We start from the raw sequence: 16939 nt of genomic DNA, 5'->3' as shown, positions 1-16939 counted from the left end.
GTGTGAATGCTGAAGAAGATCGCCAGGTTGTTCGTGATCAAGACACGCTTCGAAGCGTTCGTGATCATATACGCGCTGGCGCTCGGCGCGATGGAACGCGGCAGTCATTACCTCGGCAAATTCCCGGGATATGGCGGCTGGCTGCTGTTCGCAGCCTGTAGCGGCGCGGTGTTTCTCGCCGGCGCAAAGATCCTCGACTGCCTGAAATACGAAGCGGCGGAGCGCGAGGCGGCCAAGGCCACTCCCTGAATTTTCTGCTGCTGAAGGTGGAGGGATTCTGTTGCTACGTTCCCTCCGGACGCCCGGAATCCGCTTCTGTTGCCCGGTGGGCCCAACCGCGCTTTAGCTTTGTAAGATCAGGGCGTTAGCCCGTCAGGTTACGCTGCGATTGCGAGTGCTTCGTTATCGTTGGCACTTGTGTGTTGTGAACATTTTTACGGGATACTCAGCCCGAACGAAAACACCGTCTTTCAGCACACGTCGATCCTGGTTCGGCCCCGTCAGAACCCGGGACCAACTGCGGGTTTTGGTGGAGCCGCCGGGTACTGCCCCCGGGTCCGTTGTACCTATTGCACGGCGCCATTTATCGCCATAGCCCGCAAAAAAGCGGGCAGGACCCATATAGGCCCCGCCCGCTTAATGTGAAGTGTATTGGTGTCAGACGCGCTTCTTCAGCTCGTCCCGGATTTCCTTGAGCAGGTCGATCTCGGTCGGCCCGGCATCTTCTTCCGGCTTCTTTGCCTCGAACTCGGCCATCGCCTTCTTGGCGTAGCGGACCAGCAGGAAGATGATGAAGGCCAGGATCAGGAAATTGACGATGGCGGTAATGAACGCGCCATAGCCGATCATGGCCGCACCCGCTTCCTTGAGCGCGGCATAGTCCGTCGGATCGCCGGTGTAGCCCGCCGGCGTGTTAAGAAGGATGAAGTAGTTGGAGAAATCGGCCCCGCCGAAAATCCAGCCTACGACTGGCATGATGAGGTCGTCGGTCAGCGACGCGACGATCGTGCCGAAAGCGCCCGCGATGATTACCGCGACCGCCAGATCGATGACATTGCCCTTGGCAATGAATTCCTTGAATTCTGCAAACATACCCGAAAACTCCCGTCCGATGCAGAATGGGATCTGTTACAAACAATTTCAGGGTTAACAAGTGTCAGTCCCGTGCATGATCCCCAGCCTTGAATGGCCGCGCGACTGTTCTATAAAGCTAACACAGTACTGTTTCGTGGAAGGACCGCCGCCATGCATTTGCCCAAGCTCATCCGCAACTCCCTCGCGCTCATGGCGGCTGCCACGCTCGCTGCCTGCGGGATCAATTCCGTCCCCGCGGCGGAGGAAAATGCCAAGGCCAAGTGGGCCGACGTGCAGGCCGCATTCCAGGCTCGCGCCAATCTGGTGCCCAACCTTGCCGAAGTCGCCCAGGGCGCGGCGGAGAACGAACGCGGCATTCTGACCGACGTGATCGAGGCGCGCAGCCGCGCAACCAGCGTCAACATCACGGCCGACGACCTGAACGACCCGGCGAAAGTCGAGCAGTTCCGCGCCGCGCAGGCGCAGCTTGGTCAGGGGCTCGGCCGCCTGATCGCCAATTTCGAACGCTATCCCGACATCAAGTCGAACCAGAACTTCGTGATGCTCCAAAGCCAGCTCGAAGGCATCGAGAACAAGATCCGCATCTCGATCAAGGATTACAACGAAGCTGTGCGCCAGTATAACACGACGATCCGGACCTTCCCGGACACGATCGGCGCCAACATCATTCACGGTGCGGAACCGATGACGCCGTACGAGGCGACCACCCCGGGCGCAGAGGAAGCGCCGCAGCTCGACCTGACGCCCGGCAACAACGCGCCCGCGAACTGATCGGGGCGTGCCACATGGCGCCGCGTTGATAACCCTGGCGCTCGCGCTGGCGGCTTGCTCCGCCCAAAGCGAGGGCGAGGAACCGGCGCTGCCCCTGACCGGACGCGTAGTCGACGTCGCCGGGATCTGGACCGAGGCAAGCGAGGCAGGCCTCTCTGCCCGCCTGGAACGGCTCGAAAAGGAAACGCAATTGCAAATGGTCGTCGCATCCACCCCCAGCCTGAAAGGCCAGCCGATCGAGGACTATTCGCGCAATCTTGCCAATGCGTGGGGCGTAGGCGACGCAAGGCGCAACGACGGCCTCGTGCTACTCGTCGCGCCGAACGAAAGGCAGGTGCGGATCGAGGTCGGCTCCGGCCTGGAAATGCAGGTCACCGACGCCGAAGCGGCGCAGATCATAGCAAACGAGCTGCTGCCCAGCTTGCGCCGGGGCGATTTCACGAACGGGGTGCACTCCGCCGTCGAAAGCCTGGCGCGCGAGGTTGCCGTGCAACCCATGCGGAAAGCCGCGTGATGAGGCGTTTTCTCACTGCCCTGGTCGGCGCCCTGACGGTGCTCTCCGCTCCGCTTCAGGCGCAGGATTTCCCCGAGCTTTCCGGGCGCGTGGTCGATCAGGCGAATATCATCCCGCCCGAAGTGGAAGCGCAGCTGACGACAAGGCTGGAAGCGCTCGAAACGCAGTCGCAGCGCCAGCTTGTCGTAGCGACCATCCCCGATCTGCAGGGTTACGACATCGCCGACTATGGCTACCAGCTCGGACGCGCATGGGGCATCGGCGATGACGAGCGGAACGATGGCGTCCTCCTCGTGATTGCCCCGAACGACCGGAAGGTGCGGATCGAAGTCGGGTATGGGCTTGAGCCCGTCCTGACCGATGGCCTCTCGGGCCTCATCGTGCAGAACACCATCCTGCCCCGCTTCCGCGAAGGCGATATGCCGGGCGGCATCGTGGCGGGCGCGGACGCCATCATCACGCAGCTGCAACTGCCGGAAGAAGAGGCGCGCCAGATCGCAGCGCAGGCCACGCAGGTGCGCGAGGAAAAGGGTGGCTTCCCCATCGGCATGGTCATCTGGATCGCCTTCATATTCTTCTTCTTCATCCTTCCCGCCATGCGCGGCCGCGGGCGGCGCAGGCATTACGGTGGCGGCAACGCCATGCGCGACATCATCCTGTGGGAAGCCGGAAAGGCCATTGCGCGCGGCGCCAGCGGATCGGGAGGCGGAAGCAGCTGGGGCGGCGGAGGCTTCTCGGGCGGATTCTCAGGCGGTGGTGGCAGTTTCGGGGGCGGCGGCGCCTCCGGGGGGTGGTGATGACGCGTCTCGGCATGAGCGAACAGGCGGCCGTTACCGCGGCTGTAACGAAGATCGAAGAGCACACTTCGGGCGAACTCGTGACCGTGCTGGCCGAACATTCGGACGGCTATAGCGACGTGATCCTCGTTTACGCAGCGGCGCTCGCTTTCTCCGCGATGAGCCTGTTCGCGCTCTTTCCCGCACCATTCATCAGTCTGCATTCGGGATTGACCGGCGGCTGGACGCCCGAATGGACCACCGGCGAGATCGCCAGCCTGACAATTGCGCTCGGCGTCGTCACCTTCTTCCTCAGCTGGGCGCTGCTCGGCTGGGACGGCCTGCGTTATCGCGTCGTGCCCGGCCCCTTGCGGACCATGCGCGTGCACGATGCCGCCGTGCGCCACTTCAAGGTCGGCGCGGAACGCCGCACGCATGGGCGAACAGGCGTCCTGCTCTATCTCTCGCTGCGCGAACGCAGGGCCGAGATCGTGGCGGACGAGACGATCGCGGAGAAGGTCGACGCCGAAGTCTGGGGCGCGGCCATGGCGGACATGCTCGCCCACATCCGTCAGGGCCGCGTGGCGGAAGGACTGGTCGCGGGCATAGAGGATGTCGGCAAGGTGCTCGCCGAACATTTCCCGCGCAGCGACGAAGATCGCAACGAGCTGCCCGACCGGCTGATCGTGCTGTGACCGCCGACCGCGACCTGACGGAGGTCACGCACTGGGAAGGCAGGTTCATCGCCGCGAAACAGCGCGGACGTTGGGAATATGTCGGCCGTACCCGCGGCATCCGGGCCGCTGCGATTCTGGCGGTGGAGGATGGCCATGTCCTGCTCGTGAGCCAGTATCGCGTGCCACTCGGCAAGACATGCCTCGAACTGCCCGCCGGGCTGATAGGCGACGACGACGGGCTGGAAGGCGAACCTGCCGAAGACGCTGCCGCGCGGGAGCTGGAGGAAGAGACCGGATACCGCGCCGCACGGTTCGAAAATCTCGGCGAATTCTACTCCTCCCCCGGCATGGTCAGCGAAAGCTTCACTCTGCTGCGCGCGCATGGCCTGACCCGCGTTGGCGAAGGCGGCGGTACGGAGAGCGAAGACATCACCGTGCATCGCGTTGCCCTGAGCGAACTGGAGCGCTTTTTGGCCGACTGGCATGCACAGGGGAATGGCGTCGACGTGCGACTGGCGATGGTGATGCTGGCGCTGCGACTGAAGGAAGAAAGCTGATGGCGAGGCGGTGCGAAGGAAAACTGGCGCTGGTGACCGGCGCGGCGCAGGGGCTGGGCCGCGCCCATGCGACCCGGCTGGCGGAAGAAGGTGCGCGCGTGCTGTGCACCGATATCGACGGTGAAGGCGCAGCTGATACGGCGCGCCTGATCGACGAGGCGCTCGGTTCCGGCACGGCATACGCACTGCGACACGACGTGACTTCGCCCGATGATTGGGAGGCGGCGGTCGATGCCGCGCGCGAGCAGATGGGCGGGCTGAACGTGCTGGTCAACAATGCCGGGATCGGCGTCGGCGGCGATATCGAGAGCTGCACGTTCGAAGACTGGAAGCGTTGTTACGCGATCAACGTCGATTCCATCTTTCACGGCTGCCAGAAGGCCCTGCCACTGATGCGCGAGCACGCGCCCGGATCCATCGTCAACATTTCCAGCATCGCCGGCTTGATCGCCAGCGACAGGATGCCCGCCTACAACTCTACCAAGGCGGCGGTGTGGATGCTGACCAAGTCGATCGCGCTCCACTGCGCCAAGCAGAATATGAACATCCGGTGCAACTCCGTCCATCCCACCTTCGTCGACACGCCGATCCTCGACGGGACGGCGCGCAATGCGGGGCTGGCGAAGGACGTGCTGCTCGAAAAGCTGGCGCGCCAGGTGCCGCTGAAATTCGTCGGCGAGCCGAACGATATCGCCAACGCTGTGGTCTACCTCGCCAGCGACGAAAGCCGCTTCATGACCGGCGCGGAGATGAAGCTCGACGGCGGCATCTCCGCGATGTGAAAAGAGGGCGGGCCTACCCCCGCCCGGCGATCATGCGGATGATGGCGCTGAAATCGAGCGCGCCGTTGCCCGCGCCGTTGAAGTCTTCATAGAGCGCGGCGGCGCGCTGGCCCATCGGTACGGCGCTGTCGGATTCCTCCGCCGCGGCCATCGCCAGCCGCAAATCCTTGAGCATCAGCGCGGTGGCAAAACCGCCCTGGTAATCCTTGTCCGCCGGGCTCTCCACCCCCACGCCGGGGAGCGGAGTGTAGGCATTGAGCGACCAGTTGTAGCCGCTCGACACGCTTGAAATCTCGTAGAATTTCTGCGGATCGAGACCGAGCTTCTTTGCCATCGACATGGCTTCCGCCGTGCCGATCATGTGGATCGCCAGCAGCATGTTGTTGCAGATCTTGGCGGTCTGCCCCGCCCCGGCCTCGCCCGCGTGGATCACGGCCTTGCCCATCGCGTTCAGCACCTCTTCGGCGCGTCCGAACGCCTTTTCCGTGCCGCCGACCATGAAGGTGAGAGTCCCGCCATTGGCTGCCGCGATACCGCCGGATACGGGCGCATCGACCATGTCGTAACCCGCCGCCTCGGCCTCCGCGATCACCGCCTTCGCAGTGGCGACGTCGATGGTCGAGCAGTCGAGCAGCACCGCGCCCGTCGGCGCCTTGCCGATCACGCTGCTTTCATAGACCGATCGCACGATCTCGCCATTGGGCAGCATGGTGACGACCGCATCGACGCCTTCGCAGGCCTCGGCCGCGTCGGTGAAGGTGGTGCAGCCATTGCCCTTCGCCGCCGCCAGCGCCTCTTCGGAAAGGTCGAAAGCGTTCACCTCATGCCCCTCCTTCACGAGGTTCGCGGCCATCCCGCCGCCCATATTGCCGAGGCCGATGAAGGCGATTTTCATGTTCTTTCTCCTTGCTCCTCTCCCATCTCGGGAGAGGATACGCAGGCTTGCGAGCCTGCTCGCTAGCCGAAGTTGGAGAGGGCGTTCGATGCGTCGATTGCCTGCGGCAACCCCTCTCCCAACCCTCTCCCGCGAGGGGAGAGGGCTATGATTTCACCGCCCCTTCCACTTGCCCTCGCGCTTTTCGACGAAGGCGGCCATGCCTTCGGCCTTGTCCTCGCTCGCGGTGAGGATCTGGAAGATGCGGCGTTCCATAATTAGGCCCTGATCAAGCGTCGTTTCAAAGGCGGCGTTGACCATTTCCTTGTTCGCGATGGCAGCCATCGGAGGCATCGCAGCGATCTGTGCGGCTGTCTTCATCGCTTCGTCGAGCAGGCTGTCGTGCGGCACCACCCGCGCGACGAGGTTGCTGCGTTCCGCCTCCTCGGCGTCCATCATGCGGCCGGTGAGGCACATTTCCATTGCCTTCGACTTGCCGATGGCGCGGGTCAGGCGCTGGCTGCCGCCCATGCCGGGGGCGACGCCCAGCTTGATTTCGGGCTGGCCGAACTTCGCCTTGTCGCTTGCGATTATGAAGTCCGCCATCATGGCAAGTTCGCACCCGCCGCCGAGCGCGAAGCCGTTGACCGCGGCGATCCACGGCTTGCGCGTCGTCTTGACGATCTGGCTGGTCCAGGGCGCGAAGAAGTCGTCGAGGTAGAAATCGGCCGCCGGTTTCTCGCTCATTTCCTTGATGTCGGCACCGGCTGCAAAAGCCTTGTCGCCCGATCCGGTCAGCACCGCGCAGAGCTGGCTGGCGTCGGACTGGTAAGCGGCGAAGGCGGCGATCAGATCCTCCAGCACCTGCGAGTTCAGCGCATTGAGCGCCTGCGGGCGGTTGAGCGTAATCAGCGTCACCGCGTCACGGATTTCAACGGTGATGGTTTCGTAGGTCATAGCGGGGTCCATTCCTCGTCAGCCGGCAGGGGGGCGAAGATCTGGTCGAGCAGTTCCTCGCTCACCGCCTCGGGCGAAGGCGGGTTCCACTGCGGGTCGTTGGTCTTGTCGGTTATCACCGCGCGCACCCCTTCTGCGAAGTCGGGCCGCGTCAGCACGCGGCTGGCGATACGGTATTCCATTCGCATATTGTCCGCGAAATTGGACAGCTCGGCGCTCTGAGCCAACTGGCGCAGCGCGACCTTGCAGGTCTGCGGGCTCTTGGTGCCGAGCGTGTCGCGTTCCTTCGCCGCCCAGTCGTCGTCGCTCGCCTCGAGGCTGGCGACGACTGTCTCCATGTCGTCGGAGGCGAAGTGGCGGGCGATCCGTTCCGCGTTCTTCGCGATGCGCGCTTCCGGAGGCGTGACTGCGAGTTCAGACAATATACCGCTGATCCGCGCCGGATTCTCGGCGATGCGCGCCTTGGCTTCGGCGAGGCTCTCGCTCGTCAGGTAATGCGTCGCCAGTCCTGCCCAAACGCATTCCGCCCCGTCGAGCCGCGCGCCGGTGAGCGCGAGGAACTGCCCGATCCGCCCGCCGAGGCGCGAGAGGTACCAGCCGCCACCGACATCGGGGAACAGGCCGATGCCGGTCTCCGGCATGGCGAAGCGCGTGTTCTCCGTCGCGACGCGGTATTTCGCAGGCTGGCTGATTCCGACCCCGCCGCCCATGGTAATGCCGTCCATGAAGGCGACGACGGGCTTGGCGTAGGTGAACATCTGGTGGTTGAGGCGGTATTCGTCGTGGAAGAACTTGCGCCCGCTGGTCCCGCCATCTTCCAGCGCGGACTGCCGCAGCATGGCAATATCACCGCCCGCGCAAAAGCCGCGCCCCTCGGCATGGTCGACCATCACCGCCTGCACCGCGTCGTCTGCCGCCCAGTCAGCCAGGCCTGCGCTCATCGCGTGGCACATCTCCAGCGTCAGCGCATGGATCGCCTTGGGCCGGTTGAGCGAGATGTGCCCGACCGCGCCGTGGGAGTGGATGTGCACGTCGTCTGTCATGCTGCGTCCTTGCGTTCGATGAGATCCCAGCGGTTGCCCCACGGATCGGCGAAGACCGCGACCGTGCCATAGGCTTCGTGCCGGGGCTGTTCGTGAAAGACCACCCCTTGCGCGGTCATCCGGGCGTGGCTCGCCGCGAAGTCCGCCGTGTGCAGGAACCAGCCAACCCGTCCGCCAGCCTGATTTCCAATGGCGGTGCGCTGTTCCCCGGACGTGGCGCGGGCCAGCAGCAACCGGCCACCGTCTTCTCCGCCGACCACGACCCAACGCTTGCCGCCACCCATGTCGGTGTCCTCGATCACGGAAAAGCCGATGGCGTCGCGGAAGAAGGCGATCGCCTCGTCGTAATCGGGAACGAGGTAGGTTGTCATGGCCAGCGAAGTCACTGGCGCAGCAAGTCCCGGCCCACGATCATCCGCATCACCTGATTGGTGCCTTCGAGGATCGAGTGGACGCGCAGGTCGCGCCAGAAACGCTCGATGGGATATTCCTTGAGGTAACCGTAGCCCCCGAACAATTGCAGCGCATTGTTGACGACATTGCTGCCACCATCGGTCGCCAGCCGCTTCGCCATGGCTGAGAAGCGAGACTTGTCGGGCGCGTTGTCGGTCACCTTGGCCGCCGCGAGGTAGAGCAGCGCGCGCGCCGCCTCCAGCTCCGTCGCCATGTCGGCGAGCATGAACTGCGTGTTCTGGAAGTCCGCGATGGGCTGGCCGAATTGCTGGCGGTCCTTGGTGTAGGCGATGGCTTCGTCGAGACAGCGTTGCGCTCCGCCCAGCGAGCATGCCCCGATGTTCAGCCGCCCGCCGTCGAGCCCGGCCATCGCGAAGCCGAAGCCTTCGCCCTCCGCGCCAACGCGGTTCTCCACCGGGACGCGGGCATCCTCGAACACCACCTGCGCGGTCGGGCTGGCGTTCCAGCCGAGCTTCTTCTCCGGCTTGCCGAAGCTGACGCCGGGCGTGTCCTTGTCGACGACGAGGCAGGTGACCCCCTTCGACTTGTGCTCGCCGGTCCGGACCATGGTGACGTAGATGTCATTGAAACCGCCACCTGAAATAAACTGCTTGGTGCCGTTGAGAACGTAATGGTCGCCATCCAGCTTCGCCGTGGTCTTGAGCCCCGCCGCGTCGGAGCCGCTGCCCGGCTCGGTCAGCGCATAGCTGGCGATCTTTTCCATGCTGACGAGGTCCGGTAGGTATTTCGCCTTCACTTCCGCCCCGCCGAAGCGGTCGATCATCCATGCGGCCATGTTGTGGATCGAGATATAGGCGCTGGTCGCAGGACAGCCGTAGGCCATCGCCTCCATCACCAGCGCTGCCTCCAGCCGACCGAGCGCAATGCCACCCGATTCCTCGGACACGTAGATCGCGCCGAAGCCGAGCTCTCCGCTCTGCTTGATGACATCGCGCGGGAAATGCGATTTTTCATCCCACTCGGCGGCGAAGGGCGTGATGTTGTCGGCAGTGAAGCGCTGCGCCATGTCCTGAATCGCGAGCTGGTCTTCGGTGAGCTGGAACTGGTTTCTCATGCAACTGCCCTAGCGAGGACCGGAGGCGGAGAAAAGGGTCGCCCGCGCTCCGCCTCGATCAATCCTCCACGATCGCTTCGGCTTCGATTTCCACTTTCCATTCTGGACGACACAGCCACGCGACGCCAGCCATGGTGGCAGCAGGCGGATGATCGCCAAAGAAGTTGGAATGAACGGCCCCGACTGCGTCCTGATCCGCCGGATCGGTTAGGAGCATTCGCGTACGCACGATACCGGCACCTGTTCCGCCGAGTTCCTCAATCGCTCGAATAATCAGATGAAAGCAACGCTCCGCCTGCGCGGAAACATCGCCGGGTGTGGTGGTCCCGTCATCCTCGACCGGCCCCGTCCCGGCAACGACGATGCGATCGCCCACCCGCACCGCGCGGGCAAAGCCGAATTGCGCTTCGTAGGGAGAGCCGGTGAAGGACCGGCTGCGCCCGCTCATCCGCAGCGCACCTCGGTAATCATCGAGTTCTCGTCATACATCACGTTCACCCGGTCCTCGCGATAATCCATGGTGAATACGGCGCCAGGCGGGCCCCAGCGCAAGCTCGTCGCGCCGGTGAGTTCGAGCGCGCGCTGCCCGGTTGCCGAGGTCGCCTGCTGGCCGACGAGAACCTGCCCGGCCTGCGCGTTGCATGCACCGGCTTCGGCGGGCGGACGGATCGTGTCGCCCGGTTCGGAACCAGGGTCAGCCATCGAGGTCGTGTAACCGCTGAGGGCAGCAGCCGTGACGAGGAGCAGGGGCCATTTCATGCATTTATCCTTTGCACATCGTGAGAGGAACGGGGTCGATCTGGGTCTGGCCATCGACGCCGGAAAGGGTCAGGGTCGTACCATCGTCGGACAGCGACATCCCCCGGGTCATTGTCCAGGTTTCGCCCTCCCCTTCCATGTCGAACGATACGTTGATTTCCTGCATCGATTCGATTTCGACCTGCGTGACGGTACCTCGGGATTCGTAGAAACCGACCAGCTCCGGCGAAACCTCTAGGCGGTTTTCCGAAGTCGGTTCGCACGCGCCCTCCTCGGAATCCCAGACCCCCAGGAAGCCCGCCGGGATTTCCTCCGCAACCGTCGCCTCTTCCGGCGCAGCAGCGCCACCGCTTCCGCCGTCAGGACCGGCCGCGATCTCCCGGTCGGTTGCCGCCGCGTCGACCTGATCGTCAGTCTGACGCTCTACCGGTTCGGCACAGGCGCTAAGCGCAAGCCCTGCCGCAGTCACGCTGGCGATACTGAAAAACCTGGCATTCATGAGGTAAGACTCCCTTTGCACGAACCAACGGAGGACCGGCAACGACCGTTCCCCGCGCTCAACCCATTGTCGGTATGATAAAGGCGTTGCTTCCATTGCCGCCGGGATCACTGGCGCCATCGGGCCAGCGTTGCGTGACCTTCTTGGCCTTGGTCCAGAACCTCAGGCCTTCCATGCCATATTGGTCGATATCTCCGAAGCCGCTGCGCTTCCACCCGCCGAAGCTGTGGTAGCTGACCGGCACGGGTATCGGCACGTTGATGCCCACCATGCCCACGTTGACCCGCGACGCAAATTCACGCGCGGCATGGCCATTGCGCGTGAAGATGGCGACACCATTGCCGTACTGATGCTCGCTCGGCAGGCGAACGGCTTCCTCGAAGTCGGCCGCACGCACGATCTGCAGGACAGGGCCGAAGATCTCTTCCTTGTAGCTTTCCATGTCGGGCGTCACGCGGTCGAGCAGCGTGGGACCGACGAAGAAGCCCTTTTCATGGCCTTGCAGGGAGAAGCCGCGCCCGTCGATGACGACTTCCGCGCCCTCCTTCTCCGCCGTGTCGATCCACTGTTCGACGCGGGCCTTGTGCTCGGGCGTGACGACGGGACCGTAATGTGCGTCCTTGTCGGTCGATACGCCGACACGAAGGGCGTTGATCGCAGGGATGAGCTTTGCCTTGAGCCGTTCCGCCGTGTCTTCGCCCACAGGCACCACGACGGGCAGCGCCATGCAGCGCTCGCCAGCGGAACCGAAGGCGGCCCCGGCGAGGTCGCCGACCACTTGATCCAGATCCGCGTCGGGCATGACAATGCCGTGGTTCTTCGCCCCGCCGAACGCCTGAACGCGCTTCGCATTGGCGGTGCCGCGCTGGTAGATGTACTGCGCGATGTCGGAGGATCCGACGAAGCTGATCGCTGCAATTTCGGGATGGTCGAGGATGGCTTCGACCATCTGCTTGTCACCGTGGACCACCTGCAGCAATCCTTCGGGCGCGCCTGCTTCCACGAACAATTGGGCAAGCCGCACAGGTACGCTCGGGTCGCGTTCGGACGGTTTGAGGATGAAGGCATTGCCCGCCGCGACGGCCATGCCGAACATCCACATCGGGATCATGGCGGGAAAGTTGAAAGGCGTGATGCCCGCGCCGATGCCCAGCGGCTGGCGCATCGAATAGACGTCGATGCCCGGCCCTGCGCCCTGCGTGTACTCGCCCTTAAGCGCCTGCGGGATGCCGCAGGCGAATTCGATCACTTCCAGCCCGCGCTGCACATCGCCATGCGCATCGTCGACGACCTTGCCGTGCTCGCTGGAAAGAAGCTCTGCCAGTTCCTGCTTGTGCGCTTCGACCAGACGCTTGAATTCGAACATCACGCGGGCGCGCTTCTGCGGATTGGTTGCCGCCCATTCGGGCTGCACTTCCATGGCCCTTGCGACCGCCGCGTCCAGCACGCTTGCATCGCCCAGCACGACCTCGGCCTGCACTTCCCCGGTCGACGGGTTCCAGACCTTGTGCGTGCGGCCGGAAAAGTCGCTTCCGCCGTGGCCCGCAATGAAGTGGTCGATCTGTCGCATACCAATGTCCTCTCTCGCGTGGTTCTTTCGCGAACCGCTTTTTTCGCTTTATGCGTTCCGAGATGTCGCCGCCGCCAGCCAAGCGCAAGAGCCTGTGACGTCTTGGCAACAAATGTGCGAAAAATGGCCGCAGACCAGCGATATATTGTCAAGGCACGCCGGATAGTGTTGTAGTCTGACCACGTAACCGCCTCGCAAAGGGCGGTACGCTTAGGAGAGGAATACTATGCGGGTCAGAACTACCCTGCTTGCCGGCGTGTGCGCCGGAGCAATCGCTTTCCCTGCCCATGCGCAGGATACCACTGCCGAGGAAGAAGCCATCGGCACGGGCAACGTCATTCTCGTCACCGCGCAGCGCCAGGCTGAAAGCCTGCAGGAAGTACCGATCGCCGTTTCCGCCTTCGACAGCGAAGCGCTGGAAACGCAGCAGATCGAAAACGCCAGCGACCTTCAGCTCACGCTGCCGAACGTCTCCTTCACCAAGAGCAACTTTACCGCGTCCAGCTTCACCATCCGCGGCATCGGCGACCTTTGCGTCGGCGTGACCTGCGACAGCGCGACCGCAATCCACGTCAACGGCAGCCCGCTGTTCGGTACGCGCCTGTTCGAAACGGAGTATTTCGATCTTGAGCGCGTCGAAGTGCTGCGCGGCCCGCAAGGTACGCTGTTCGGCCGCAACGCGACCTCGGGCGTGGTCAACGTCGTTACTGCCAAGCCGGACCTGTCCAGCTTTGGCGCCAAGGGCGAGCTGTCCTACGGCAATTACGATGCCATCACCGCGAAGGGCATGGTCAACCTGCCGATCGGCGACAGCATCGGCGTGCGCGTGGCGGGCTTCTACCTGACGCGCGACGGCTATACCGAAAACCTCTACGACAATTCGCGCATCGACGACCGCGACATGTTCGCGATCCGTGGCTCGATCCGCTTCGAACCCACGGTCGACACCACGATCGACCTGATGGCCTACTACTTCAAGGAAGACGACAACCGCCTGCGTATCCAGAAGCAGCTTTGCCAGCGCGACCCGACCGGCGTGCTGGGCTGCCTCAACGGTCGCCGGGACTTCGACAAGGTCAACGCCAACGCGACCTTCACGGGCACGCTCGGTTCCAGCGAATTCCTCGCCCTGCGCGGCATTCCCGCCAGCTTCGGCCTCAACAGCCTGTACGGCCCCGATGCCTATGCCGGCTTCGAAGAGCCGGACGACGTGCGCAAGGTCCGTACGCAGTACACGCCGACCTACGAAACCGACGAACTCCAGCTCCAGGCCCACCTGGAACAGAACTTCGGCGCGATGACGCTGGGCGTGACCGGCATCTACCAGGAAAACTTCGTCGACTCGCGGCAGGACTACAACCTGTCGATCGGCAGCAACCCGCAGGGCCCGACCGCCTTTGCAACACTGCAGGCATATGCCGCCATTCCCGGCGTGGGTGCCTACTTCCAGCCGATCGTCGACGCGCTGTTCGACGAAAACGGCAATCTGTGCAGCTCTGACGCACGGATCGACAATCTCGGCGCATTCGAAGGCAACCGCGTCTGCACGCCCAACGGCCCGCAGTTCGACCGTTCCACGCAGGACGGGAAAGCCTGGTCGGTGGAAGCCCTTCTCAACAGCGACTACGACGGCCCGTTCAACTTCCTGCTCGGCGGGATTTACGCAAAGAACGAAGTCGCCAACAACAGCTACTTCGTGAACACCTTCACGATCGATTACGTCGCAGGTGTGCTGGGCTCCTTCAGCAGCCTCGCAGGGGGGCTGCAGCCGTCCTATCTCGCGACTTCTTTCTTCCACAACAATACGCTGGACTTCGAACTGGAAAGCTTCGGCATCTTCGGCGAAGCCTATTACGAGGTTTCCGACCGGCTGAAGGTGACCGCGGGCCTGCGTTACAACGACGACAGCAAGAGCGTGCAGGCACGCAACACGCTGGCCAGCTTCCTCAATCCCTATTCCAATGACGGCGATCCGTTCACCTCGCCCTACGTCGGTAGCTACGACGCGGATTCGAGCACGCCGGAAATCGACGCGTTCCAGATGCGCGATGTCGGCTTCAACGAGATCACGGGTCGCTTCGTGGTCGACTATCAGGTGAGCCCGGACAACCTGCTCTATGCCTCGTATTCGCGCGGCTACAAGTCGGGCGGCATCAACCCGCCGGTGGACCAGGCATTCCAGGTCAACGACAGCTTTGGTCCGGAATCGATCGACGCATTCGAAATCGGCAGCAAGAACGTCTTTGGCAACGGTGCGCTGGTGCTGAATGCGACGGCCTTCTACTACAAGTACAAGGACTTGCAGCTCAGCCGCATCGTTGCCCGGACCTCCGTCAACGACACGATCGATGCCAATATCTGGGGCGTCGAGCTGGAAGGGCTGATCCGGCCGTCCGATCGCTGGCTGTTCAACCTCAACTTCAGCTACCTCAATGCCGAAGTCGCGGGCGACCAGTTCTTTGCCAACCCGCGCGATCCGGGCGGTGGCGATCCGGATGCGGTCATCATCAAGGACCTGCCGACGGGTTCGAACTGTGCCGTCACCGGCGCGGGCGCCAATGGCTTCGTCGCTGCCGTGAACGGCGGTCTCGGGCTGCAGGGTCCGACGGCCTTCCCCGACGATTCGGGCATAGCCTCGACCGGCGCATTCGGTGTCTGTTCGGTGCTGGCAGCGCAGGCCGCCAATCCCGTCCTGACCGGCATCTTCGGTCCGGTGCAGGTGCTGACGCCAGGCGTCGAAGTGAACCTGAAGGGCAACAAGCTGCCGCAGGCGCCGAACGTGAAGGCGTCGGCTGGCGTGCAGTACACCTACGACTTCAGCAACGGCATGACCTTCGTGCCCCGCTTCGACGTCGCCTTCACGGGTGAGCAGTACGGCAATGTCTTCAACGGCAACGTCAACCGCATTGCACCGTTCGTGCAGGCCAATGCCTCGGTCACGCTGAACGGTCCGGACGACAGCTGGTTCGTGCGCGGTTTCATCCAGAACATCTTTGACGACGATTCGGTGACCGGCCTCTACGTCACCGATGCGTCTTCGGGTCTCTACACCAATATCTTCACGCTCGATCCGCGCCGTTACGGCGTGACGGTCGGTTTCGAATTCTGATCGAAACGACAGCGTGAAAAAGCAAAAGGCCGGGCATCACGCCCGGCCTTTTTCGTTTGCGAAGCCTTCCGGTCGTTACGACCAGAGCCAAGGCCCGGTTATCGCGAGTGTCGCCGCAGGGCTGTAGGCGTTGACGAACAGCGTTCGCCCGTCGGGGCTGAAGCAGGCGCCGGCAGGCTCCGTCTGGACCCGCAGGCGCGCGAAAGGATAAGGCACGCCGTCGGGCGTGATGCCGCGCAGATGGTTGTCGACCACGTCGGTATACTGGTCCTCGCAGACGATCAGATGACCGTCGGGAGCGATCGTCAGGTTGTCGCCGTAACTGAACTGTTGCTTCGACGTACTTTCGAAGAACAGCTCCAGCCGGTCGACCCCTCCGGGATTGGGTGCGAAGCGGAATATCTGCCCCTCCTTCGCCGCACCGCCGCTGGTGGCGGCGAAGTACAGTTCGCCGTCGCCCATGTGGATGCCCTCGCCCCGCGCGATCACGAGGCCACCTGCCGCCGCACCGCGAAGCCTCAGGTCGTTCTGCGGTGCTTCGACGTCGTCCATGTCGATCCAGCGCACCGCATGGCTCTTGCCCACTGCCATGGCAGGAGACGTCCAGTTGCGGCTGTCCGCCGGTCCGTCGACGATTGCGAGCGCCTGTAGCCGGCCGCCCTCCGCCAGTTTCCCCGGCACCTTCGGGATGAAACGGTAGAGCATGGAATCCTCCATGTCCTCGGTCAGATAGACAACGCCCGTGCGCGGATCGATGGCCGCTGCTTCGTGATTGAAGCGCCCCATCGCCTTCAACGGCGTCGGTTCCACCAGACCTTCGGAGCGCGCGGGGACTTCGAACACCCAGCCGTGCCCAGCGCGGATCGCGGCATCGTCGGTGAACATCGATTCCTCACAAGTCAGCCAGCTACCCCAAGGTGTCGTTCCGCCCGCGCAGTTGCGGACTGTCCCGCCGAGCGAGCGGTGCTGACGTTCGACCTCCAGCGTCCGGGCGTTCAGGACGATGGTGGTGGTACCACCCGCCAAGGGCTGACCGTTCGCATCGCGGCCGAACGGATTGGCAATCGCTCCACCAGCACCGTGCCCCGGCCCCAGTTCGTGATTGCGGACAAGCGCAATGCGACCGCCGCCGAGGTCGAAGCAGCCCATGCCGTCCGCCCGGTCCGGCACCGTGCCACCGTCTGCCATCGCGTCACCGAGGCGCGAGATCACGCGGTAGGAGAACCCCTCCGGCAGATCGAGCATCCCGGCCGGATCGGCCTTGAGCGGACCGTAGGGTAGCACCGGCGCCACGCCGGGGGTCGCAATGTTGCGCGCCACGCAGCCGCTCGCCGCCAGCGCGGCAAAAGCCGATGCGGTCGATTGCAGGAAACGGCGGCGGTGAAGCGTATCGGGGATCATGGGTAAGGCGGCCTCGCGTTAAACACG

19 protein-coding genes and 1 other RNA gene are annotated in these 16939 nt (G+C 63.7%); 8 read left to right on the top strand and 12 right to left on the bottom strand.

All coding sequences use genetic code 11. The annotated features are described in order from the left end of the window. Positions 1 to 6 precede the first annotated feature (6 nt). Positions 7 to 249 (top strand): hypothetical protein, encoded by a 243-nt coding sequence (locus ACXYN8_RS04355; protein WP_458888088.1) that lies wholly within the window; start codon positions 7 to 9, stop codon positions 247 to 249. Positions 250 to 304: 55 nt separating this feature from the next. Here ACXYN8_RS04355 and ssrA read toward each other — a convergent pair. After that, positions 305 to 650, bottom strand: a transfer-messenger RNA (tmRNA) gene (gene ssrA / locus ACXYN8_RS04350). A gap of 7 nt (positions 651 to 657) precedes the next feature. Further along, the gene (gene mscL, locus ACXYN8_RS04345) at positions 658 to 1092 is read right to left on the bottom strand and encodes a large conductance mechanosensitive channel protein MscL (protein WP_458888087.1); all 435 of its coding nucleotides are present in this window, start codon (positions 1090 to 1092) and stop codon (positions 658 to 660) included. A gap of 153 nt (positions 1093 to 1245) precedes the next feature. Between mscL and ACXYN8_RS04340 the strand changes: the two genes are divergently transcribed. Genes ACXYN8_RS04340 through ACXYN8_RS04315 form a run of 6 tightly spaced genes read left to right on the top strand, consistent with a single transcriptional unit; the run spans position 1246 to position 5172 of the window. Continuing rightward, a complete protein-coding gene (locus tag ACXYN8_RS04340) occupies positions 1246 to 1866 on the top strand; it encodes a LemA family protein (protein WP_458888086.1) in 621 nt (206 codons plus the stop codon). A gap of 7 nt (positions 1867 to 1873) precedes the next feature. Beyond that, on the top strand, positions 1874 to 2380 hold the full coding sequence (locus ACXYN8_RS04335; protein WP_458888085.1) for a TPM domain-containing protein: 507 nt from the start codon (positions 1874 to 1876) through the stop codon (positions 2378 to 2380). After that, positions 2380 to 3177, top strand: coding sequence for a TPM domain-containing protein (locus ACXYN8_RS04330; RefSeq protein ID WP_458888084.1), 798 nt, complete (start codon positions 2380 to 2382; stop codon positions 3175 to 3177). Before ACXYN8_RS04335 ends, ACXYN8_RS04330 begins: the two co-directional genes overlap by 1 nt. Positions 3178 to 3191: 14 nt before the next feature. Next, on the top strand, positions 3192 to 3851 hold the full coding sequence (locus ACXYN8_RS04325; RefSeq protein WP_458888083.1) for a TPM domain-containing protein: 660 nt from the start codon (positions 3192 to 3194) through the stop codon (positions 3849 to 3851). Next, on the top strand, positions 3848 to 4390 hold the full coding sequence (locus ACXYN8_RS04320) for an NUDIX hydrolase (RefSeq protein WP_458888082.1): 543 nt from the start codon (positions 3848 to 3850) through the stop codon (positions 4388 to 4390). The genes ACXYN8_RS04325 and ACXYN8_RS04320 overlap by 4 nt, the downstream gene beginning before the upstream one ends. Beyond that, on the top strand, positions 4390 to 5172 hold the full coding sequence (locus ACXYN8_RS04315) for an SDR family oxidoreductase (RefSeq protein WP_458888081.1): 783 nt from the start codon (positions 4390 to 4392) through the stop codon (positions 5170 to 5172). The genes ACXYN8_RS04320 and ACXYN8_RS04315 overlap by 1 nt, the downstream gene beginning before the upstream one ends. A 13-nt stretch (positions 5173 to 5185) precedes the next feature. Here ACXYN8_RS04315 and mmsB read toward each other — a convergent pair whose 3' ends face one another. From mmsB to ACXYN8_RS04270, 9 genes are all read right to left on the bottom strand, one after another. Next, complete coding sequence (gene mmsB / locus ACXYN8_RS04310) at positions 5186 to 6067, bottom strand: 3-hydroxyisobutyrate dehydrogenase (RefSeq protein ID WP_458888080.1); 882 nt, start codon at positions 6065 to 6067, stop codon at positions 5186 to 5188. Positions 6068 to 6220: 153 nt separating this feature from the next. Then, entirely contained in the window at positions 6221 to 7003 is a 783-nt protein-coding gene (locus tag ACXYN8_RS04305) for an enoyl-CoA hydratase-related protein (protein ID WP_458888079.1), read from the bottom strand. Continuing rightward, positions 7000 to 8046 (bottom strand): enoyl-CoA hydratase/isomerase family protein, encoded by a 1047-nt coding sequence (locus ACXYN8_RS04300; protein WP_458888078.1) that lies wholly within the window; start codon positions 8044 to 8046, stop codon positions 7000 to 7002. The genes ACXYN8_RS04305 and ACXYN8_RS04300 overlap by 4 nt, the downstream gene beginning before the upstream one ends. Then, on the bottom strand, positions 8043 to 8432 hold the full coding sequence (locus tag ACXYN8_RS04295; protein ID WP_458888077.1) for a VOC family protein: 390 nt from the start codon (positions 8430 to 8432) through the stop codon (positions 8043 to 8045). The genes ACXYN8_RS04300 and ACXYN8_RS04295 overlap by 4 nt, the downstream gene beginning before the upstream one ends. Next, the gene (locus tag ACXYN8_RS04290; protein ID WP_458888075.1) at positions 8429 to 9574 is read right to left on the bottom strand and encodes an acyl-CoA dehydrogenase family protein; all 1146 of its coding nucleotides are present in this window, start codon (positions 9572 to 9574) and stop codon (positions 8429 to 8431) included. The genes ACXYN8_RS04295 and ACXYN8_RS04290 overlap by 4 nt, the downstream gene beginning before the upstream one ends. A 58-nt stretch (positions 9575 to 9632) precedes the next feature. Next, a complete protein-coding gene (locus tag ACXYN8_RS04285) occupies positions 9633 to 10022 on the bottom strand; it encodes a RidA family protein (RefSeq protein ID WP_458888074.1) in 390 nt (129 codons plus the stop codon). Then, entirely contained in the window at positions 10019 to 10333 is a 315-nt protein-coding gene (locus tag ACXYN8_RS04280) for an I78 family peptidase inhibitor (protein WP_458888073.1), read from the bottom strand. The genes ACXYN8_RS04285 and ACXYN8_RS04280 overlap by 4 nt, the downstream gene beginning before the upstream one ends. Positions 10334 to 10337: 4 nt before the next feature. Next, the gene (locus ACXYN8_RS04275; protein WP_458888072.1) at positions 10338 to 10832 is read right to left on the bottom strand and encodes a hypothetical protein; all 495 of its coding nucleotides are present in this window, start codon (positions 10830 to 10832) and stop codon (positions 10338 to 10340) included. A gap of 58 nt (positions 10833 to 10890) precedes the next feature. Beyond that, positions 10891 to 12402, bottom strand: coding sequence for a CoA-acylating methylmalonate-semialdehyde dehydrogenase (locus ACXYN8_RS04270; protein ID WP_458888071.1), 1512 nt, complete (start codon positions 12400 to 12402; stop codon positions 10891 to 10893). A 226-nt stretch (positions 12403 to 12628) separates the two neighbouring features. Here ACXYN8_RS04270 and ACXYN8_RS04265 point away from each other — a divergent pair, with 226 nt between their 5' ends. Further along, a complete protein-coding gene (locus tag ACXYN8_RS04265) occupies positions 12629 to 15511 on the top strand; it encodes a TonB-dependent receptor (protein ID WP_458888070.1) in 2883 nt (960 codons plus the stop codon). Between the two features lie 75 nt (positions 15512 to 15586). On the opposite strand, the gene ACXYN8_RS04260 is transcribed toward ACXYN8_RS04265, so the two are convergent. Then, entirely contained in the window at positions 15587 to 16912 is a 1326-nt protein-coding gene (locus tag ACXYN8_RS04260; RefSeq protein WP_458888069.1) for an alkaline phosphatase PhoX, read from the bottom strand. Between the last annotated feature and the right edge of the window lie 27 nt (positions 16913 to 16939).

It is taken from the genome of Altererythrobacter sp. CAU 1778 (assembly GCF_054482795.1).
The sequence above is the reverse complement of the archived record's forward strand: the minus strand, read 5'-3'. Positions and strand labels throughout refer to the sequence as shown.

Bases quoted from the DNA above. Each gene is read 5' to 3' on its own strand.
- ACXYN8_RS04355 (WP_458888088.1), top strand. From the start codon at position 7: ATGCTGAAGAAGATCGCCAGGTTGTTCGTGATCAAGACACGCTTCGAA.
- mscL (WP_458888087.1), bottom strand. From the start codon at position 1,092: ATGTTTGCAGAATTCAAGGAATTCATTGCCAAGGGCAATGTCATCGAT.
- ACXYN8_RS04340 (WP_458888086.1), top strand. From the start codon at position 1,246: ATGCATTTGCCCAAGCTCATCCGCAACTCCCTCGCGCTCATGGCGGCT.
- ACXYN8_RS04330 (WP_458888084.1), top strand. From the start codon at position 2,380: ATGAGGCGTTTTCTCACTGCCCTGGTCGGCGCCCTGACGGTGCTCTCC.
- ACXYN8_RS04325 (WP_458888083.1), top strand. From the start codon at position 3,192: ATGAGCGAACAGGCGGCCGTTACCGCGGCTGTAACGAAGATCGAAGAG.
- ACXYN8_RS04315 (WP_458888081.1), top strand. From the start codon at position 4,390: ATGGCGAGGCGGTGCGAAGGAAAACTGGCGCTGGTGACCGGCGCGGCG.
- mmsB (WP_458888080.1), bottom strand. From the start codon at position 6,067: ATGAAAATCGCCTTCATCGGCCTCGGCAATATGGGCGGCGGGATGGCC.
- ACXYN8_RS04305 (WP_458888079.1), bottom strand. From the start codon at position 7,003: ATGACCTACGAAACCATCACCGTTGAAATCCGTGACGCGGTGACGCTG.
- ACXYN8_RS04300 (WP_458888078.1), bottom strand. From the start codon at position 8,046: ATGACAGACGACGTGCACATCCACTCCCACGGCGCGGTCGGGCACATC.
- ACXYN8_RS04290 (WP_458888075.1), bottom strand. From the start codon at position 9,574: ATGAGAAACCAGTTCCAGCTCACCGAAGACCAGCTCGCGATTCAGGAC.
- ACXYN8_RS04285 (WP_458888074.1), bottom strand. From the start codon at position 10,022: ATGAGCGGGCGCAGCCGGTCCTTCACCGGCTCTCCCTACGAAGCGCAA.
- ACXYN8_RS04280 (WP_458888073.1), bottom strand. From the start codon at position 10,333: ATGAAATGGCCCCTGCTCCTCGTCACGGCTGCTGCCCTCAGCGGTTAC.
- ACXYN8_RS04275 (WP_458888072.1), bottom strand. From the start codon at position 10,832: ATGAATGCCAGGTTTTTCAGTATCGCCAGCGTGACTGCGGCAGGGCTT.
- ACXYN8_RS04270 (WP_458888071.1), bottom strand. From the start codon at position 12,402: ATGCGACAGATCGACCACTTCATTGCGGGCCACGGCGGAAGCGACTTT.
- ACXYN8_RS04265 (WP_458888070.1), top strand. From the start codon at position 12,629: ATGCGGGTCAGAACTACCCTGCTTGCCGGCGTGTGCGCCGGAGCAATC.
- ACXYN8_RS04260 (WP_458888069.1), bottom strand. From the start codon at position 16,912: ATGATCCCCGATACGCTTCACCGCCGCCGTTTCCTGCAATCGACCGCA.